General features: G+C 42.8%; 13 protein-coding genes. 12 read left to right on the top strand and 1 reads right to left on the bottom strand.

The window, feature by feature from the left end; genetic code table 11:
* Positions 1 to 5: 5 nt before the first annotated feature.
* Entirely contained in the window at positions 6 to 641 is a 636-nt protein-coding gene (locus BK026_RS08570; RefSeq protein ID WP_371264980.1) for an XrtA/PEP-CTERM system exopolysaccharide export protein, read from the bottom strand.
* A gap of 241 nt (positions 642 to 882) precedes the next feature.
* On the opposite strand from BK026_RS08570, the gene BK026_RS08565 reads away from it, so the two are divergent.
* From BK026_RS08565 to BK026_RS08510, 12 genes are all read left to right on the top strand, one after another.
* On the top strand, positions 883 to 2,307 hold the full coding sequence (locus BK026_RS08565) for a TIGR03013 family XrtA/PEP-CTERM system glycosyltransferase (RefSeq protein WP_071815492.1): 1,425 nt from the start codon (positions 883 to 885) through the stop codon (positions 2,305 to 2,307).
* Positions 2,308 to 2,343: 36 nt separating this feature from the next.
* Entirely contained in the window at positions 2,344 to 3,186 is an 843-nt protein-coding gene (locus tag BK026_RS08560) for an XrtA system polysaccharide deacetylase (RefSeq protein WP_071815491.1), read from the top strand.
* Positions 3,162 to 4,205, top strand: a complete 1,044-nt coding sequence (locus BK026_RS08555; protein WP_071815490.1) for a FemAB family XrtA/PEP-CTERM system-associated protein — start codon at positions 3,162 to 3,164, stop codon at positions 4,203 to 4,205. Before BK026_RS08560 ends, BK026_RS08555 begins: the two co-directional genes overlap by 25 nt.
* Positions 4,206 to 4,244: 39 nt before the next feature.
* Positions 4,245 to 5,708, top strand: coding sequence for an exosortase A (gene xrtA, locus BK026_RS08550; protein WP_071815489.1), 1,464 nt, complete (start codon positions 4,245 to 4,247; stop codon positions 5,706 to 5,708).
* Positions 5,701 to 6,783: a glycosyltransferase gene (locus BK026_RS08545; RefSeq protein WP_071815488.1), complete on the top strand. Its 1,083-nt coding sequence runs from the start codon at positions 5,701 to 5,703 to the stop codon at positions 6,781 to 6,783. The genes xrtA and BK026_RS08545 overlap by 8 nt, the downstream gene beginning before the upstream one ends.
* A gap of 9 nt (positions 6,784 to 6,792) precedes the next feature.
* A complete protein-coding gene (locus tag BK026_RS08540) occupies positions 6,793 to 8,703 on the top strand; it encodes an XrtA/PEP-CTERM system amidotransferase (protein WP_071815487.1) in 1,911 nt (636 codons plus the stop codon).
* Positions 8,703 to 9,926 (top strand): TIGR03087 family PEP-CTERM/XrtA system glycosyltransferase, encoded by a 1,224-nt coding sequence (locus tag BK026_RS08535; RefSeq protein WP_071815486.1) that lies wholly within the window; start codon positions 8,703 to 8,705, stop codon positions 9,924 to 9,926. The genes BK026_RS08540 and BK026_RS08535 overlap by 1 nt, the downstream gene beginning before the upstream one ends.
* A gap of 9 nt (positions 9,927 to 9,935) precedes the next feature.
* On the top strand, positions 9,936 to 11,129 hold the full coding sequence (locus tag BK026_RS08530; protein WP_071815485.1) for a glycosyltransferase: 1,194 nt from the start codon (positions 9,936 to 9,938) through the stop codon (positions 11,127 to 11,129).
* On the top strand, positions 11,126 to 12,328 hold the full coding sequence (locus BK026_RS08525) for a hypothetical protein (RefSeq protein ID WP_071815484.1): 1,203 nt from the start codon (positions 11,126 to 11,128) through the stop codon (positions 12,326 to 12,328). Before BK026_RS08530 ends, BK026_RS08525 begins: the two co-directional genes overlap by 4 nt.
* Positions 12,325 to 13,476, top strand: a complete 1,152-nt coding sequence (locus BK026_RS08520; RefSeq protein ID WP_071815483.1) for a glycosyltransferase family 4 protein — start codon at positions 12,325 to 12,327, stop codon at positions 13,474 to 13,476. Before BK026_RS08525 ends, BK026_RS08520 begins: the two co-directional genes overlap by 4 nt.
* A 180-nt stretch (positions 13,477 to 13,656) precedes the next feature.
* Positions 13,657 to 14,991 carry a putative O-glycosylation ligase, exosortase A system-associated gene (locus tag BK026_RS08515; protein ID WP_071815482.1) on the top strand — a complete coding sequence of 445 codons (1,335 nt, stop codon included), beginning with the start codon at positions 13,657 to 13,659 and terminating at the stop codon, positions 14,989 to 14,991.
* Positions 14,988 to 16,478 carry a lipopolysaccharide biosynthesis protein gene (locus BK026_RS08510; protein WP_071815481.1) on the top strand — a complete coding sequence of 497 codons (1,491 nt, stop codon included), beginning with the start codon at positions 14,988 to 14,990 and terminating at the stop codon, positions 16,476 to 16,478. Before BK026_RS08515 ends, BK026_RS08510 begins: the two co-directional genes overlap by 4 nt.
* The last annotated feature ends 12 nt before the right edge of the window (positions 16,479 to 16,490 follow it).

The raw sequence follows: 16,490 nt of genomic DNA, 5'->3' as shown, positions 1-16,490 counted from the left end.
TCTTCCTAGAACCAGGCTTCGGGCACAATGATAATGTCGCCAGGTAGAATGTCTACGTTTTTGGAAATGTCGCCATCTCTGATGAGGTCGTCGATATATATGCGATATGCTTTTTGTTTTCCATCCACGGTGCGAATAAGTTGCGTGCTGTTGCCGTCAGCAAATTCAGTAATGCCACCTACGGCAATCATGAGGTCGAGTAACGTCATGTTTTCTTTGTAATTTACTGCTCGCGGGTTGGTTGCTTCGCCGATAACGCGTACTTGCTCACTAAATGGCCCTACGTAACCGCCTATCGTAACCGAAACTCTGGGGTTGTTGATATAGACACTCAGCTTTTCTTCAAGTTCTCTTGCCAGCTGAGTGGGGGTTCTACCCGTTACTTCAATGTCTTCTATAAGTCGAGTGGTAATCATTCCGTCTGGTCGAACTGAAAATGTTCCCGATAGCTCAGGGTTTCTCCAGACAAAAATGTTGACAGCATCTCCTGGGCCAATCAGATAGCGATAGTCGTTGATATCGCTGGTCAGCGATGGGTGAACCGTTGCTTCGGGAAGCTTTGCATTTGAAGAGCACCCCCAAAGCAAAACCGATAGTAATAATGTAGCTAGCAACTTCAACGCAGACGTATTTAAGTTCATCATAGCACCTTTAATTTTGTTCCCTGTCTTCATCCGACGGTTTATACAAGACAAACGCAAAAAGTATTGTTAACTTATTTGTCTCTTAAGGCAAGATATTAGATAGCTAATGTGTCTAATATCGAGCCCTCGCACATTTTTAAGTGCAAGCACGTCATATATGCGTGTTTTGTTCCATTGATTTGATGTAATATTTCCATACTATGATTCAATTTACTTCTTCGCTAGGGAAGAGCTATTAATGGCAGCGAATAATAAAAGGCATAATAAGCGGTCAAATCTGCTGGTGCTCAGTGATTTAGTTCTTATAAGCTATATTTCGTATTTGATATTGGTGATCCTGCGCGCTTACTACCCGTCTTTGTCGAGTGTGGCGCCAGAAAATGTTCGTTCTGTCATTGTCACTATTGGAGCGTTCGCCCTGATAGTAGTGGTTTGTATGCTGTCGGTGGGGCTTTACGAGAGTAAATTACGTGAAACCTTCAGGGGAATAATTAGGCGAATATTCGTAAGCGTTGGTCTTGCTTATTTTTGTGTAGCGATAGCGTCTTCGCTGTTGCCTGATTTGTTTTCTATTCACTCCTATTTTCTACCTGCTGCATCATGCGCGTCTATCGTCACGCTTGTAGTGTTTCGTTATTTTACTACACGCCTTGGTCTTTTAGGGTTAGGTAAAACAAGAACACTGATCCTTGGCGCGGGTGAGCGCGCATCGATTATTGAAAAAAGAATGCGTAGAGACGTAGACAGAATTGGTTTTGAATTAATTGGTTTTATTCCAGTGCCTGGCGACAACAGAGAGGAAGGCATAAGAAACGAAAAGATAGTGCATATCAAGCTCGATGAGGGTCTTCGTCAGTTTATTTTCGATAATGACATCGAGGAAGTCATCATCGCCTGTGATCAGCGTAGAGGTACGCTACCGCTAGATGCATTATTTGAATGTAAATTAAGAGGCATTGAAGTTACCGAGTTGCTTGATTTCATGGAAAGGGAAACCGGGCAAATTGTCGTCAACCTCATGTATCCGTCTTGGGTAATTTATTCAAATGGCTTCACCACGCAAAATTATTTACGCGACTCACTAGACTACGCTGTTAACGCTTTTCTTGCCTTTTTTGTGTTCCTGTTTACTTGGCCCTTTATGTTGTTAACCGCGGCCATTATCTTTTTGGATGATGGTTTTAAAACAGGAACTTCCGTTTTTTACAAGCAAGAAAGAGTTGGCTTAAACGGTAAACTATTTCAAATTATCAAATTTCGAAGCATGCGACCCGACGCCGAAAAAGATGGGGCTAAGTGGGCAAGTAAAAATGATGACAGGGTTACCAGAATTGGGCACTTTATAAGAAAATATCGCATTGACGAGTTGCCACAACTTATCAATGTGTTTAAAGGCGAAATGGCTTTTATAGGCCCAAGACCAGAAAGACCTGAATTTGTAGAACAGTTGGTTCGTGAAATCCCATATTATAATCAACGACATAACGTTAAACCCGGTTTAGCGGGTTGGGCGCAGTTGAATTATCCGTATGGGTCTTCTGTAGCGGATTCAATGGAGAAGCTAAAATTCGATTTGTATTATGTTAAGCATCAAAGCTTACTGTTAGACCTACTTATTTTGGTAAGGACAACCGAGATTGTGCTCTTCGGGCGCGGTAGATAAATATATTTGTGTGAGATACCTCTAGTGAAGAATGCAATGACAGTCGATGTCGAAGATTATTTTCAAGTTTCGGCATTCGAAAAATCGATTACCCAAAATGAATGGGCAAAGCTTCCAATGAGGGTGGGAGACAACACAAACAGACTTCTAGATATCTTTGCAGAGCATAATGTGAAGTCGACATTTTTCTGTTTAGGGTGGGTTGCTGAAAAGTGTCCGTCTGTTATTCAAAGGATTGTGAAAGAGGGCCATGAACTTGCGAGCCACGGATACGATCACACAAGATTGAATAATCTTGATAAACCAGGGTTTGTCGAAGACGTTACGAAAAGCAAAACCATTTTGGAAGATATAGGTGGCGTACAAATACTCGGTTATAGGGCACCAAGTTTTTCGGTAAACGAAAAAACACAGTGGGTTTATGAAACCTTGGTCGATTTAGGGTTTGTTTATTCGTCAAGCACTTACCCTATAGTACATGACCTTTATGGGGTACCCGACTGGCCAAGGTTCAAATATCAGCGCCCTGAAGGCATTGTTGAAATACCTATTCCAACGCTAAAGGCGAAAGCTGCAAACAAAGGCATTGGTGGCGGAGGATATTTCCGCCTATTTCCTTACTGGCTGTCTAATCGACGTATCAGCCGTTTCTTACAGACAGAAAATGAACCATACAACTTTTATTTCCACCCGTGGGAAATAGACGTAGATCAGCCAAGAGTTGCTGGTCTTTCTCTTAAGTCTCGCTTTCGCCATTATGTAAACTTAGGCCGTATGGAAAGTAAGCTACATCGCCTTTTATCAGATTTTTCTTGGGGAACAATGGCTGATGTTTACGGTATAAAGGAAGACCAATGTCGCAAAGAGTTTGTAAGTTAACTTCGGCGTCGGCGGAACAGGCTCGCTGGGACGCATATGTTGAGGGTCACAGCGAAGGCAGCTTTTTCCATCTGTCGGGTTGGCGCAATGTAATAGAGCGTGTATATCGCCACAAGTGCCATTATCTATACATGGAAGCTAATGGCGTGATTTGTGGGTTGCTTCCGCTTGTAGAACAAAAAAGTAAATTGTTTGGCCATACGCTTATCTCTACCCCTTTCTGTGTCTATGGCGGCGCGATAGCAGACAGCGAAAATACCCTGTTAGCATTGGAAGAAGCCGCTGCTGACTTAGGTAAGCAATTGGGTGTTGATTACCTTGAATTGCGCTACACAAAGCCGCGAGAAAATAATCCTAACCTAACCTTGAACTGCAACCATTCTACTTTTTTAATGGCGTTAGCAGACGACGAGCAAGCCATACTTCAGTCTATCAAGAAAAAACAACGGGCAAATGTTCGGCAGTCTTTGAAGAACAATTTAGTTGCTGAAACAACCACTGATGTTGATGCTGTACACCGAATTTATTCAGAAAGCGTGAGAAATCTGGGGACACCGGTTTTTCCCAAGAAATATTTTAAAGCGCTACAAGAAGAATTTGGTGAGCAAGTAGAGTGCTTATTAATCAAAAAAGATGACGAAGCGGTGTCGGCGGTTTTATCATTTTATTTCAAAGATACGGTCTTGCCGTATTATGGTGGCGGAACGCCGAGTGCACGGCAATGCAGAAGTAATGACTTCATGTACTACGACTTAATGTGCCGAAGTAAACTGCAAAAAGGGTGTACTACATTTGATTTCGGACGCAGTAAAAACGGCTCTGGCTCGGGTAATTATAAGAAAACATGGGGTATTCAACCTCGCCCATTGTATTACTATTGCCAATTAATCAATGCTGATTCGCTGCCTAATTTGAGCCCAGATAACCCTAAATACAAAATGTTTATTAGCGCATGGCAAAAGCTGCCTTTGTTTGTAACAGAGCGACTTGGCCCGTTTTTAAGCAAATACTTGGGATAGCATGGTGTGTAAGCAATACATGTAAGGGAATGTGCGCAAGTGAAAAACAAGGCAACTCATCAATACATAGTGGTTTCAACCCTGCTTTTCTTGGCATGGTTTGGCGTTTATTTCAGTACTCTCGAGCACATGCTAACAGTATGGAGTAACTCTGAAACCTATAAGCATTGCTTTTTTATTGTTCCCATCTCTCTGTATATCTTATATGAAAAAAAGCATCTGCTCAGTCGCCTTCATTATGAACCTGTTTGGCTTATGCTGTTGCCACTTCTGGGCGTGCAGACGCTATACGTTCTTGGTGATCAGCTTTCTATTGGCCTTGTAACTCATTTTTGTGCAGTCAGTAGTTTTATACTTATAGTTTGGACTGTTATCGGGCACAGCGCATTTCGCGTTGTGCTTTTTCCCTTATTTTATTTGTATTTCTGTGTGCCCTTTGGTGAAGAATTTGTACCCCAGTTACAAATTATTACTGCCGATATAAGTACTGCGTTACTAAACGTAGTGAATATTCCCGTTTATCGCGAAGGGCTTTATTTGTACTTGCCTAATGGCACTTTTCACGTGGCGGAAGCCTGCGCGGGAATTCGCTTTTTAATTGGTACATTTTCTTTAGGTGTGCTTCTTGCGTACTTAAACTACCAAACGCTTTGGAAACGCGCTTTATTTATCTTTATCTGTGCACTGGTGCCGGTTATTGCTAACGGCATTCGCGCCTTTGGGATTATGGTTATTGGCTATTTATCAGACATGAAGCACGCTGTAGGCGCTGATCACTTGGTGTACGGTTGGTTTTTCTTTTTGTTTGTGTTGGCTTTGCTATTTTTTCTTGGAAACATTGGGGCAGAGCCATCGCCTTCGCGCAAAAATAGTGCAGGTTCGCTTCGCGTTAACATGAAATGGCTTCCTCTTGTTTCTGTGTTTGTATTATTGCTCTCTTCTTCACTGGTGTTGTTTAGTTTAAGTAAAGAGGTAAAGCACGTTTCGCAGCCTCTAGAACAGCATTTAACTCAAATATTTTCAACGCTTAACACACAAGAATTAGCGTGGGGTGTGGGTGATGATGCCAATGTGCAGCCCTCGTGGACAGGCCGTATTGAGGGTATTCCGGTTAGCATAACGTATCGAACAGACTCCAGTGATGATGAACTAGTGAGTTCACTTCATCGTGCATTTAACGAAGATAATTTTAGTTTAGTTGAGGGGCCTGAACATCGGTCGTTTAGTGATTATGCTTATCGCAAACTAACCATTCAAAACGTGTCTGGCAATACCCGAACGCTAGTAGTTTTTTATAAACTTGAGACATTACTTGATGCTTCACCCCTGCGCATTAAGTGGAATCAGTTGCTTGCGAAGCTGGCAGGCAAACGTGCAGACGGTTTTTATGTTGTGGCTGAGGTGTCGACCGGTAGCACTGAACAAAGCGTGGTAAAAACGCTGTCACGCTTGACGTTACCCCCTAACAATACTGAAACTGGCAAGGCAAAATATAATGACTAAAAAAGTCGTCCATGTTGTTTACAGTTTGCATATTGGGGGCCTAGAACGTGTTTTAGTAAATACGATCTGCAGAATGCCAGTAGATTTTCAACATACCGTGGTGTGTTTAACAGAATATTCCGATGACTTTGCTCGCTTATTGCCCGCTTCGGTAAAGGTTAAATCGTTAGGAAAAAAAGCGGGGCAAGACTGGTCAATTTTCAAGAAATGGGCTGCGCTTTTGCGTTCCGTTAAGCCCGATGTTGTGCATACGTATAATTTGGCAACATTAGAAATGCAGGTGGTTGCAGCATGCATGCGGGTACCGGTTAGGATCCATGCAGAGCATGGGCGCGACATTTATGACCCCAAAGGGCTGAACAAAAAATATTGGTGGCTAAGGCGGTTTGTCTCTCCTTTCGTGCATACGTGGGTAACCGTGTCAGGTGAATTATTTGAGTGGCTTATTGATACGGTAAAGATTCCTAAAAGAAAAACGCGACTTATAAGAAATGGGGTAGATACGGAGCTTTATGTTCCCGCTACGGATAAGCCGAAGGGCTTTACCATTGGTCACGTTGGGCGACTTAGCCCAATTAAAAATCAAGTGTTATTAGTGGATGCGTTTAACTTGGCGTGTTCATTGAGTGAAGCGTTTGCAATGAGCAGTAGGCTGCAAATTGTAGGCGACGGTGAGTCGCGCTCGGTACTCGAGGCGCGCGTAGAACAGGGCGCTAATAAAGCATCTATAGAGCTGCTGGGCATGCGGTCGGATATGCCAGCGGTCTATCAAGGGTTTACAGTTTTCGCTATGTCATCATTAGGAGAAGGCATTCCTATGACACTTCTTGAAGCCATGGCATGCGGTACTCCTGCGGTAGTCACCAATGTAGGTGGAATGCCTGAAGTGATCAGTAATGACGAAGGGGTTGTTGTGCCCTCTGAAGATGTAAACGCTATGGCAAAGGCGTTTTTACAGATGTTTACCAACAACATGGAAACGCAACAAATGTCGATAGCGGCAAGAGCCAAAGTAATATCGCAATTTGACGAAGCCAAAATGGTTGCTGACTATTTGGCTTTATATAACCAGTGAGAAAAAGGCATGTGTGGAATAAGCGGTATATTTAACTTTAGCGAGACGGCGCCTATCTCTCAAGAGCATTTAAAGAGTATGAATACCGCTCAATCGCATCGTGGTCCCGATGCAGAAGGATATTTTTTTGGTGATGGTGTTGCGCTTGGCCATCGCAGACTGTCTATCATTGACGTTTCTGGCGGGGGCCAGCCCATAGTTAGTGAAGATAAAAACGCCGTTATTGTTTTCAATGGTGAAATCTTTAATCATTCGCAAATTGCCGATGAGCTGAAGGCAAAGGGGTATCATTATCAAACGCACAGCGACACAGAAACCATTCTACATGCATGGCGTGAGTGGGGAGTAGAATGCTTGCACAAACTCCGCGGCATGTTTGCCTTTTTAATTTGGGATGAAAAACTAAAACAGCTCTTTGTTGCCCGTGATCGCCTAGGAGTAAAGCCACTTCACTACGCTTTACTCAATAATGGTACGGTACTATTTGGCTCAGAGATTAAAGTGCTTAAAGCCCATCCAGATTTTGACCGTTCGCTTGATTATACCGCCGTTGAAGATTACCTCACTTTTGGCTATGTGCCTGATCCAAAGAGTATTTACCGCAATGTAAAAAAGCTTCAAGCGGGGCATTATCTGTTATTTCAACAATGTAAAGGTGAAGCCGGTGCAGCAACATTGCCCACCCCTGTTCAATACTGGGACCTGCCTTGGGACGCACCGAATCACGAAGATGCAGAGGAAGCCAAGTTAATCAGTCAATTCAGAGATTCGGTAGATATACGGCTTGAATCTGAAGTGCCCCTAGGCGCCTTTTTGTCAGGCGGCGTTGATTCTAGTGCCGTGGTTGCCATGATGGCTGGGCTGCAATCAACACCTGTTACAACGTGTTCTATTGGTTTTGATGTGCCTCAGTACAATGAGTCGGAGTTTGCTCGTATAGTCTCAGATAAGTACAAAACGTTACATCATTGTGAAGTGGTTAATCACGAAGACTTTGAACTTGTTGATAAAATGACGCAGCTGTATGACGAGCCCTATGCTGATTCGTCATCGCTACCGACCTATAAAGTGTGCGAACTCGCAAGAAAGCATGTAACTGTGGCGCTTTCTGGAGATGGTGGTGATGAGTTGTTTGCTGGTTATCGACGTTACAGGCTGCATCTGAACGAGCAAAAGGTTCGCGATGCAATTCCACTTTGGATCAGAAAGCACATTTTTGGATTTCTTGGAAAGTACTACCCAAAGCTTGATTGGGCGCCACAATTTTTAAGAGCGAAAACCACCTTTCAGTCGTTGTCGATGTCATCGTCACAGGCGTATTTGAACAGTATGAGTAAACTGCGCAAAGACGAGCGAAATGCCCTGTACAAAGAACAATTTAAAACAACGCTAAACGGCTATGATGCTGGCGAAGTGTTTGAAGATGTTCTAGATGGAAAGGTATTTAAGGATAAATTAAAAGAAGCACAGTATTTAGACTTTAAAACATGGGTAACAGGCGATATTCACACCAAAGTTGATAGAGCGAGCATGGCTCACGGACTTGAGGTACGTGTACCTTTGTTCGACCACAAGTTCGTGGAATGGGCATTTAGGCTACCATCAAGCGTCAATCTGAAAAACGGCGAAGGTAAGTATTCGTTTAAGAAAGCACTGGAACCGTTTTTACCGGATGACACGCTGTACAGAAAAAAAATGGGTTTCAGTGTACCGCTTGCTGAATGGCTGAGAGGGCCGCTACAAGACAAAATGCTATCGCTATTGTCATCTGAAGCAGTAAAAAAGCACAATATTTTCGAGCACAATGTGTTAATGAAAAAAGCGCAAGAACATATAAGCGGGCGTTACGACCATTCAGCGTCGCTATGGACAATAATGATGCTTTGCCAATTTCTAGTGAAAGAAGAAGCGAGTAAGTAATGAAAACCCCGCTTCTTTTTCTTTGCCATAGAATGCCTTTTCCTCCTAACAAAGGCGACAAAATAGCAACGTTTAACTTAATGAAATATTTAAGTAAGCGATTTGATTTGTATTTAGGTTGCTTCATTGATGACGAGTTTGATTTTCAGTACAAAGACGAAGTAGCTAAGTACTGCAAAGAAACGTGTTTTATTGATATTTCTAGTAAGCGCTACATAGTTAGCGGCATTCGCTCACTAGTAGCCAGAACACCAGTGTCAGTAGAACATTACAAAAGCGCTAGCCTACAAAAATGGGTTGACCATGTAGTAGCAGCGAACGACATCGATTACCTGTTCGCCTATTGCTCTAGCGTTGCGCAGTTTATTACGCCAGCCAGATTTGCTAACAAAAAGCGCGTGCTTGATATGTGCGATGTTGATTCAGACAAGTGGCGACAGTACTGCGAGAATAAGCCGCTGCATTCGAAGTTAATTTACGGTCGAGAATACCGTTTGCTAAGTGATTACGAGCAATTTTTGCTTCGCGAGTTAGACGGCATAACGCTTGTTACTGATGAGGAGCGTGAGCTATTTCGTAAATTATCCCCTCAGTCTTATTCAGAAAAAATATCAACGCTGAGTAATGGCGTTGATATTGCCTATTTCTCACCTGACGCCGAGTATGACTATACTGACCAACCACAATGTGATGGGCCGTCTGTTTGTTTTACCGGTGCAATGGATTATTGGGCAAATGAAGATGCTGTGGTGTGGTTTGCCGAACATGTGTGGCCAGAGCTGAGTAAGGCATGCCCTAACTTAACGTTTTATATAGTGGGCGGAAACCCCAGTGAGCGAGTGAAGGATATTGCCAACCTTGAAAACGTGATTGTTACCGGCAGGGTAGTTGACGTAAGGCCGTTTATTGCGCATGCAACCGTTTGTGTTGCAACATTGCGCATTGCCCGAGGCGTACAAAATAAGGTGCTGGAGGCAATGGCAATGAATAAGCCTGTCGTTATGACAAGCATGGCGCAAGAGGGCATAGCACTTCCATTGTCACAACAATCTTTTGTTCAAGACACGCCATCGGCTGTGCTTAGCGCAATAAAACAGCTGCTTGAATCGCCTGAGCTAGCCTACAGCGTGGGCAAGGAAAACCGAGGGTGGATTGAAACGCACTATAGTTGGGATGGGGCGCTTAAGCCGCTAGACACTATTTTTCCTAGCGACACGTTGTGAAAATAAAGCATGAATATACTTACCGTTAGCACCCTATATCCGAACAGTAATGATCCCAAACATGGTATTTTTGTTCATACACGACTAAAACACTTACTGAGTCGCTACCCAGATATCAGTGCCAAAGTTATAGCACCTGTGCCTTGGTTTCCCTTTTCAAACAAGGTATTTGGCGAATATAGCAAGTATGCAAATGTGCCCCAAAAAGAGGTGATTGACGGCATAGAAGTCTATCACCCTCGCTACATTGTAGTTCCTAAAGTCGGCATGTATATCACGCCTTATTTTCTGCAACTAGCTATCAAAAAAGCGGTAAAGCAGGTGCAAAAAACGTTTGCCGTTGATGTGATTGACGGACACTATTTTTTTCCAGATGGCATTGCAATACAGCGAACGGCTGAGGCATTAGCCTTACCATTTACCTGCACGGCACGAGGCACAGATATTAATCTTATTCCATCGTACCCCAAAGCCCGTAAGATGTTGCACCGCGTTTTTCAGGGGGCGGCGCATATGATGAGCGTTTGCCAGGCGTTAAAAGATGAAATGACGCAATTGGGCGTGCCAAGTGAGCGAGTTTCTGTCATGCGCAACGGCGTTGACTTAGCACTGTTTTCACCGAGTACTAACGAAGAGCAAATCGCACTTAAACAAAGCCATAAGCTAACCACACAATACCTTGCTATTTCGGTAGGTTGGCTAATTGAGCGCAAGGGGCACCACTTAATTATTGAAGCGTTACAAATGCTGCCCGATGTGACACTTGCCATTGCCGGCAGCGGCCCTGATCTTGAGAAGCTTCGCCAACAAGCCGAAGAAATGAGCGTAGCGAACCGCGTACTGTTTTTAGGCGCACTCTCACAAATAGAACTAAACGCGTGGTTTCAAGCGTCTGATGTATCAGTATTAGCATCAAGTCGCGAAGGGTGGGCGAATGTGCTATTGGAATCAATGGCTTCTGGTACGCCAGTGGTGGCCACACGCGTTTGGGGAACACCCGAAGTGGTGCAAACCCCAAGTGCCGGTGTACTTGTAGAGCGCAATCCTCAAGATATCGCAAACGGCATTAAAGCTATTTTGGAAAAAGATAAAACCAGAAGTGAAACTCGGCGCTATGCAGAACAGTTTTCTTGGGAAGAAACGTGTAAGGGACTGCATGACATATTCTCAGGTATTGTAGGTAAAACGGAGATACCAAAATGAAACTTAAAGCGGCAATGGGCACATTCATTAAGCGATACTTTCTGATTACCGGTGTATTAGGGCATATTGCATTAGTGGGCTTAGTTGTTCTTAACCCTCAGCTGTTCTTCAAAGTGACTGATAAATTGGTGGGTAAATATTATGCGTCAGCTAAGCAAGCTGAGCGTGAAACGCTACGCGCATTTCCTACCGTTAAAGAAGAAATAGATGCGGTTTTCGAAAAGTGGATGCCGCTTGCCGCGTACCCACCGTCTACAGCCCATTTGTTAAATGGTGAGCCTGTTAATTCACTTAAAGACGCGCTTAGTCGATTAAAGCCAGGTGACATTCTAGAAATAGCCGAGGGCGTTTATCGTTCGCCTTTTGAAATCACTGTTGACGGCATTACCCTAATAGGTAGAGGTCATGTTGTATTCGAAAAAGCGGCGGCCAAAGGTAAAGGCTACATTATTAACAAAGCCAACGACGTAACTATAAAAAATATAGAGTGTAGGTATATTTCTGTAAGGGATAAAAACGGTGCGTGTATAAGGCAAGAGGGCGCTAATTTAACCCTAGAACATGTGTATTTTCGCAATAGTGAGAATGGCATATTAGAGGCTACCACTCTGCCCAGTAAGATTTATGTATATGACAGTCGATTTGAGCAGCTAGGGCGAGCGGGACGAGCTCACGGAATATATACCAATACCGCACAGCTTTACATTTATGACAGTCTTTTTATCGCCGCAAAAGGTGAAGGGCATGAAATCAAAAGCAGGGGCGCTGTTACTGAAATTCATGGCAGTATCATTACCTCGTTGTCGTCAGTCGACAGTCGTCTAATTGATGTGCCTAACGGCGGTAAGTTGGTTATAAGCAATTCATTGTTACACCAAGGTGGATTTTCGGCTAATAGCCAAGCGATTGGGTATGGGCTAGAAGGCAGAAAACACAGTAGTAATGCAATTGAAATCAAAGACAGCTTATTTTTATTCGACCGAATTGGTTTTGATAATATGCTTGCTATTGATAAAAGTGATGTTCAGCAGCAATACTCAAGAAACTTACTGATTGGTGAAGCTCAGCTTCCGGAAATGGATACTTCTAACATCATTTACGATGCCAGAGATGAGGTTAATTTTCCATCTTACCCATTTCTTCCGCAGCAGTGGTGCAGAGACACAGCACAATGTGTAATAAAAAGTAAAAGCGAATGAAAATTTTATACCATCATAGGGTTGCCTCAAGAGACGGGCAATACGTACACATAGAAGAAATCAACAAGGCTATTGCATCGTTAGGTCATGACATTGTTATGGTGGCGCCAACGTTGTCTGATGACGCTAGCTTTGGAAGCGATAGTGGGTTAGTTAGCAAATTAAAGCAGCGACTACCTAAGGCAGTATATGAAGTACTGGAATTTCTTTATAGCTTTGTTGCTTTTTTCAAAGTGGTTTACACCATATTGAAAACAAAGCCCGATGTCATGTATGAACGTTACAACCTGTTCTTTCTTGGCGGTATATGGGCCGCCAAATTGTGCAATATTCCAGTGTTGTTAGAAGTAAACTCGCCGTTGTTCGAGGAAAGAGACAAATATGGCGGCATAGCGTTAAAACGGTTTGCCAGGTGGACAGAATATTACGCCTGGAGAAATGCCGATACCGTATTGCCTGTTACTCATGTGCTTGCAAATTATATTAAAAAAGCGGGCGTGCCCGATAGTAAAATAGAGGTCATCCCAAATGGTGTTGAGCTTTCGCGATTTAACCCTGCGCTGTTCAATGAACGCAAACCCGAATTAGAGGGTAAGTGCGTGGTAGGCTTCGTCGGTTTTTGTCGAGAATGGCATCATTTAGATAAAGTAATGCGGTCGTTGGCTTCACAACAGCGCGACGACATCATCTTTTTGCTAGTGGGCGATGGGCCTGTGCTTGAGGAGCTTAAGCAGTTAGCCATTGAGCTTAAATTTGAGAAGCAGTTCATTTCGACAGGTTTAGTAAAACGAGAAAATTTGCCTTATTGGTTAAGCCAAATCGATATCGCGCTTCAGCCCGCCGTTACGCCGTGGGCGTCGCCACTAAAAATGATAGAGTATTTGGCCATGGGTAAGGCGATACTTGCTGATGATAGCCCCAACATAAAAGAACTACTTACTCACAATCAAGACGCGCTGTTGTTTCCTTCTGGTGATATAAACGCCATGACCGAAAGCTTGATACAGATGGTAGACAACCCCGTTTTAGTTCAAACATTATCGGCAAACGCCAAAGCGTTGATTTTTGATAAAGGACTGGAGTGGAGAAATAATGCACAGAGAATTATCACGCTTTTCGAAGGTCATATGGAAGCATTTAACCAATGAGACTGTTTAACAAGTTTAAAGAACTTAGAAATAAAAAGCGTTTCAATGCTGTAGCTGCTACTAATACTTCGTTTGGTTGGCTAGGATGATTGATAATGCAGTGTTTTTGTTCGAGATATGCCTGATAGTTTGCTTAACTATTTATGCTTTGAAGAATGATGACAAGGATAATGATTAAACATGCGTGACTATTTGCTAATCCTTGTGCTGCCTTTACTACTTTATGCAGCAATGCGAAGGCCATATTTATCTCTTTCTTTTTGGATTTGGTCGGCGCTCGTTCCTCCTTATTTGTGGGCATTCGGTGGAATTTCGACCTCTGTAAGATGGAATTTTTTATTTGCCGTTGTTACGCTCGCTAGCTTTGCAATTAACAAAATAAATAAGAAACCACCTGACTCCGCAATTTTCGTGTTGGCGGTTATATTTTTCGTTCATGCAACCATAAGTTCATTCTTGAATACCGATAATCATCCCATTGTCATGATGAGATACGACACGTTCTGGCGTACATTGTTGTTGTTTTTCTTTGTTGCGATTGTACTGCGTAAAAAAATACATTTCGAAGCTATGGCGTGGGGCGTTACCCTGTCGTTTGCTACGCTAGCAATGATAGATGGTGCAAAATTCATTGCCTCGGCAGGCGGTCACAACATTTATGGCATCACTCCAGCGTTTAACGATAACAATTTATCTGCACTAGCAGCGTTAATGTGTATTCCTATTGTTATTTTTCTAGCACGTCAATATCAACATAATTTTTATTTTCGAAACGGACTTTATGCAGTCGCATTTTTCAACGTTATGTTCGTATTAGGCTCCAATTCGAGAGGCGCCTTCCTCGGGCTCGTAATCTTTTGCATTGCTTATTGGTTGAAATCGAAGAGCAAATTCAGAGACGGCTTTTTCATGAGTGTCGGTGGAGTTGTTGCATTGTTAATTTTATCCGATGAATGGTTTAACCGCATGGAAACCATTGGAAGTGCGGATGAAGATTCATCGTTTCAAGGGCGATTAAAGTCTTGGAAGTTGGCAATCCTCATGGCTATGCGGCATCCGTTTTTCGGCGGCGGTTTTGACGCAACGTTCATCAACATCGGCAATGCTCACAGTCTGCTATTAGACTGGGACTCTTTATCGTGGATCCCAAGTGACACGCTTAATATAGGCGACCCCATTTTTGTGGCCCACAGTATCTATTTTCAGGTGTTGGCCGACCACGGTTTTTTGGGTTTTCTCTGGTATGGTTTGCTGTTTTTTATCACGCTCAGAACATTGAACCGTGTAGCTAAAACTGCTCAAGAGTTTTGGCAGGTTAACTTAGCAGAAATGCTTAGACTATCGTTATTTGCGTTTTTAAGCGCTGGGGCAGCATTAAGCTCAGCATATAATGATTTAATTTTCGCTATCGTGGGAATGACCGCGGCGCTATCCGCCGTTGTCGAGAATCAAATAAAAGAAAAAGAAAAGCTGAGAGAAGACGCTATGAGAAGGCGTGCTGGTATTTCGACATGAGTATTCAGCGTAAATTAACGGTTGCGTACTTCTGGAATTTGTTTGGCAAATGGGGCGTACGATTAATTGGTATTGGCAGTACGCTTATATTGGCGCGGTTGCTGGACCCTTCGGCGTTTGGAGTGGTTGCACTTGCCACTATATGTATTGGATTCTTTGAAACCCTTACTGATATTGGAATTAATCGCTATTTAATTTCGCAAACAGAGTTGGATAGCAAAGCAATGAACACAAGTTGGACACTTGCGCTTGTCATGAAGGTTTTGCTCATCTTTATCTTAATTTGTTTATCTGAATTTCTAGCGGATTTTATGGATGAGCCAGAAATACAGTTGATTATTATAGTATTAGCTTTCTCCAGCATATTTTCAGCGCTCACTAATATTGGTTTAGTGCGGTTAGAAAAAGCGCTCGAGTACAAACGCATAAGTACATTATTGCTCACTGCTAAGCTTGTTTCAGCCGCTGTTACACTCTCCCTTGCTTTTTATTTTCAAAACTATTGGGCATTGGTTGCAGGTGGAATATGCAGTACTTTAGTTTATTGTGTAGGCTCTTACTTTATTACAACTTACAGGCCAAAAATTAGTTTTGCGCTGGAAAAGGGACAGTTGTCTTTTTCTGGAAAAATAATGGCTAGAGCAGTTTTAGGTTACACCAGAAGTAAACTCGACGTTTTTTTAGTGGGCAATCTCTTTGACAAGAGCGCAGTTGGAAAATATAACATTGGTCAAGAATTTGCCATACTTCCGTTAACTGAAGTAATAACACCAGCCTCTACGGCAATGTTTCCAGCATTAGCGCAGTTTCGAAACGATAAGCAAGAGTTGTTTGATAAAACGTACAAGTACTTTGCTTTAGTTTATGGTTTTGTTATGCCTTGTATCGTAGGGATGTGGTTTGTTGCTCCGCAATTTTGTACGGTTATTTTAGGGCCAAAATGGAGTGATACCGCTTCTATCATGAGCGTGCTAGCCATGCTAATGCTTCCGTTCCCACTTACTGCGATCACCAATAATTTGTTTGATTATTTAAATAAAACCCAGTTTAGTTTGTTTAGCGACTGTATTGGCATCGTGATGTTGCTGGCTGCATTTAAGCTTTTAGATTTTAGCGATGTAACATATTTTGCTTGGGTAAGGTCGTTGGTTGGTATTGTTGCTTTTGCAGCCATTTTAGTTTTTGTGAGGGCTACTATCGGCCTTTCTATTTCGAAGATGGTAAGTGTATTGGGCGTGCCTCTAGTGGCATCCCTATTTATGTGGTTCTGTTTAACTTATGGTTATCACAGTATTGAAATAAGCTTGATAGGGCTGCTTATTAACGTTGTTATTGGCGGCTTGAGTTATGGCGCTGCGCTGATTGTGGTTTTGCCGATAATGGCAAAAATAGATCCTACATGGGCTTTTTGGCACAGTAAATTAAAGCAAACCTCTTCTTCTGTACTGGCGCACTTGCTTTATCGACTAAAATCAAAAGGTAGCTAATAGCAAAACTTG

Origin of the sequence: Alteromonas sp. V450 (assembly GCF_001885075.1) — a bacterium.
GTDB lineage: Bacteria > Pseudomonadota > Gammaproteobacteria > Enterobacterales > Alteromonadaceae > Alteromonas.
This window is presented reverse-complemented; position numbering and strand designations above follow the sequence as displayed.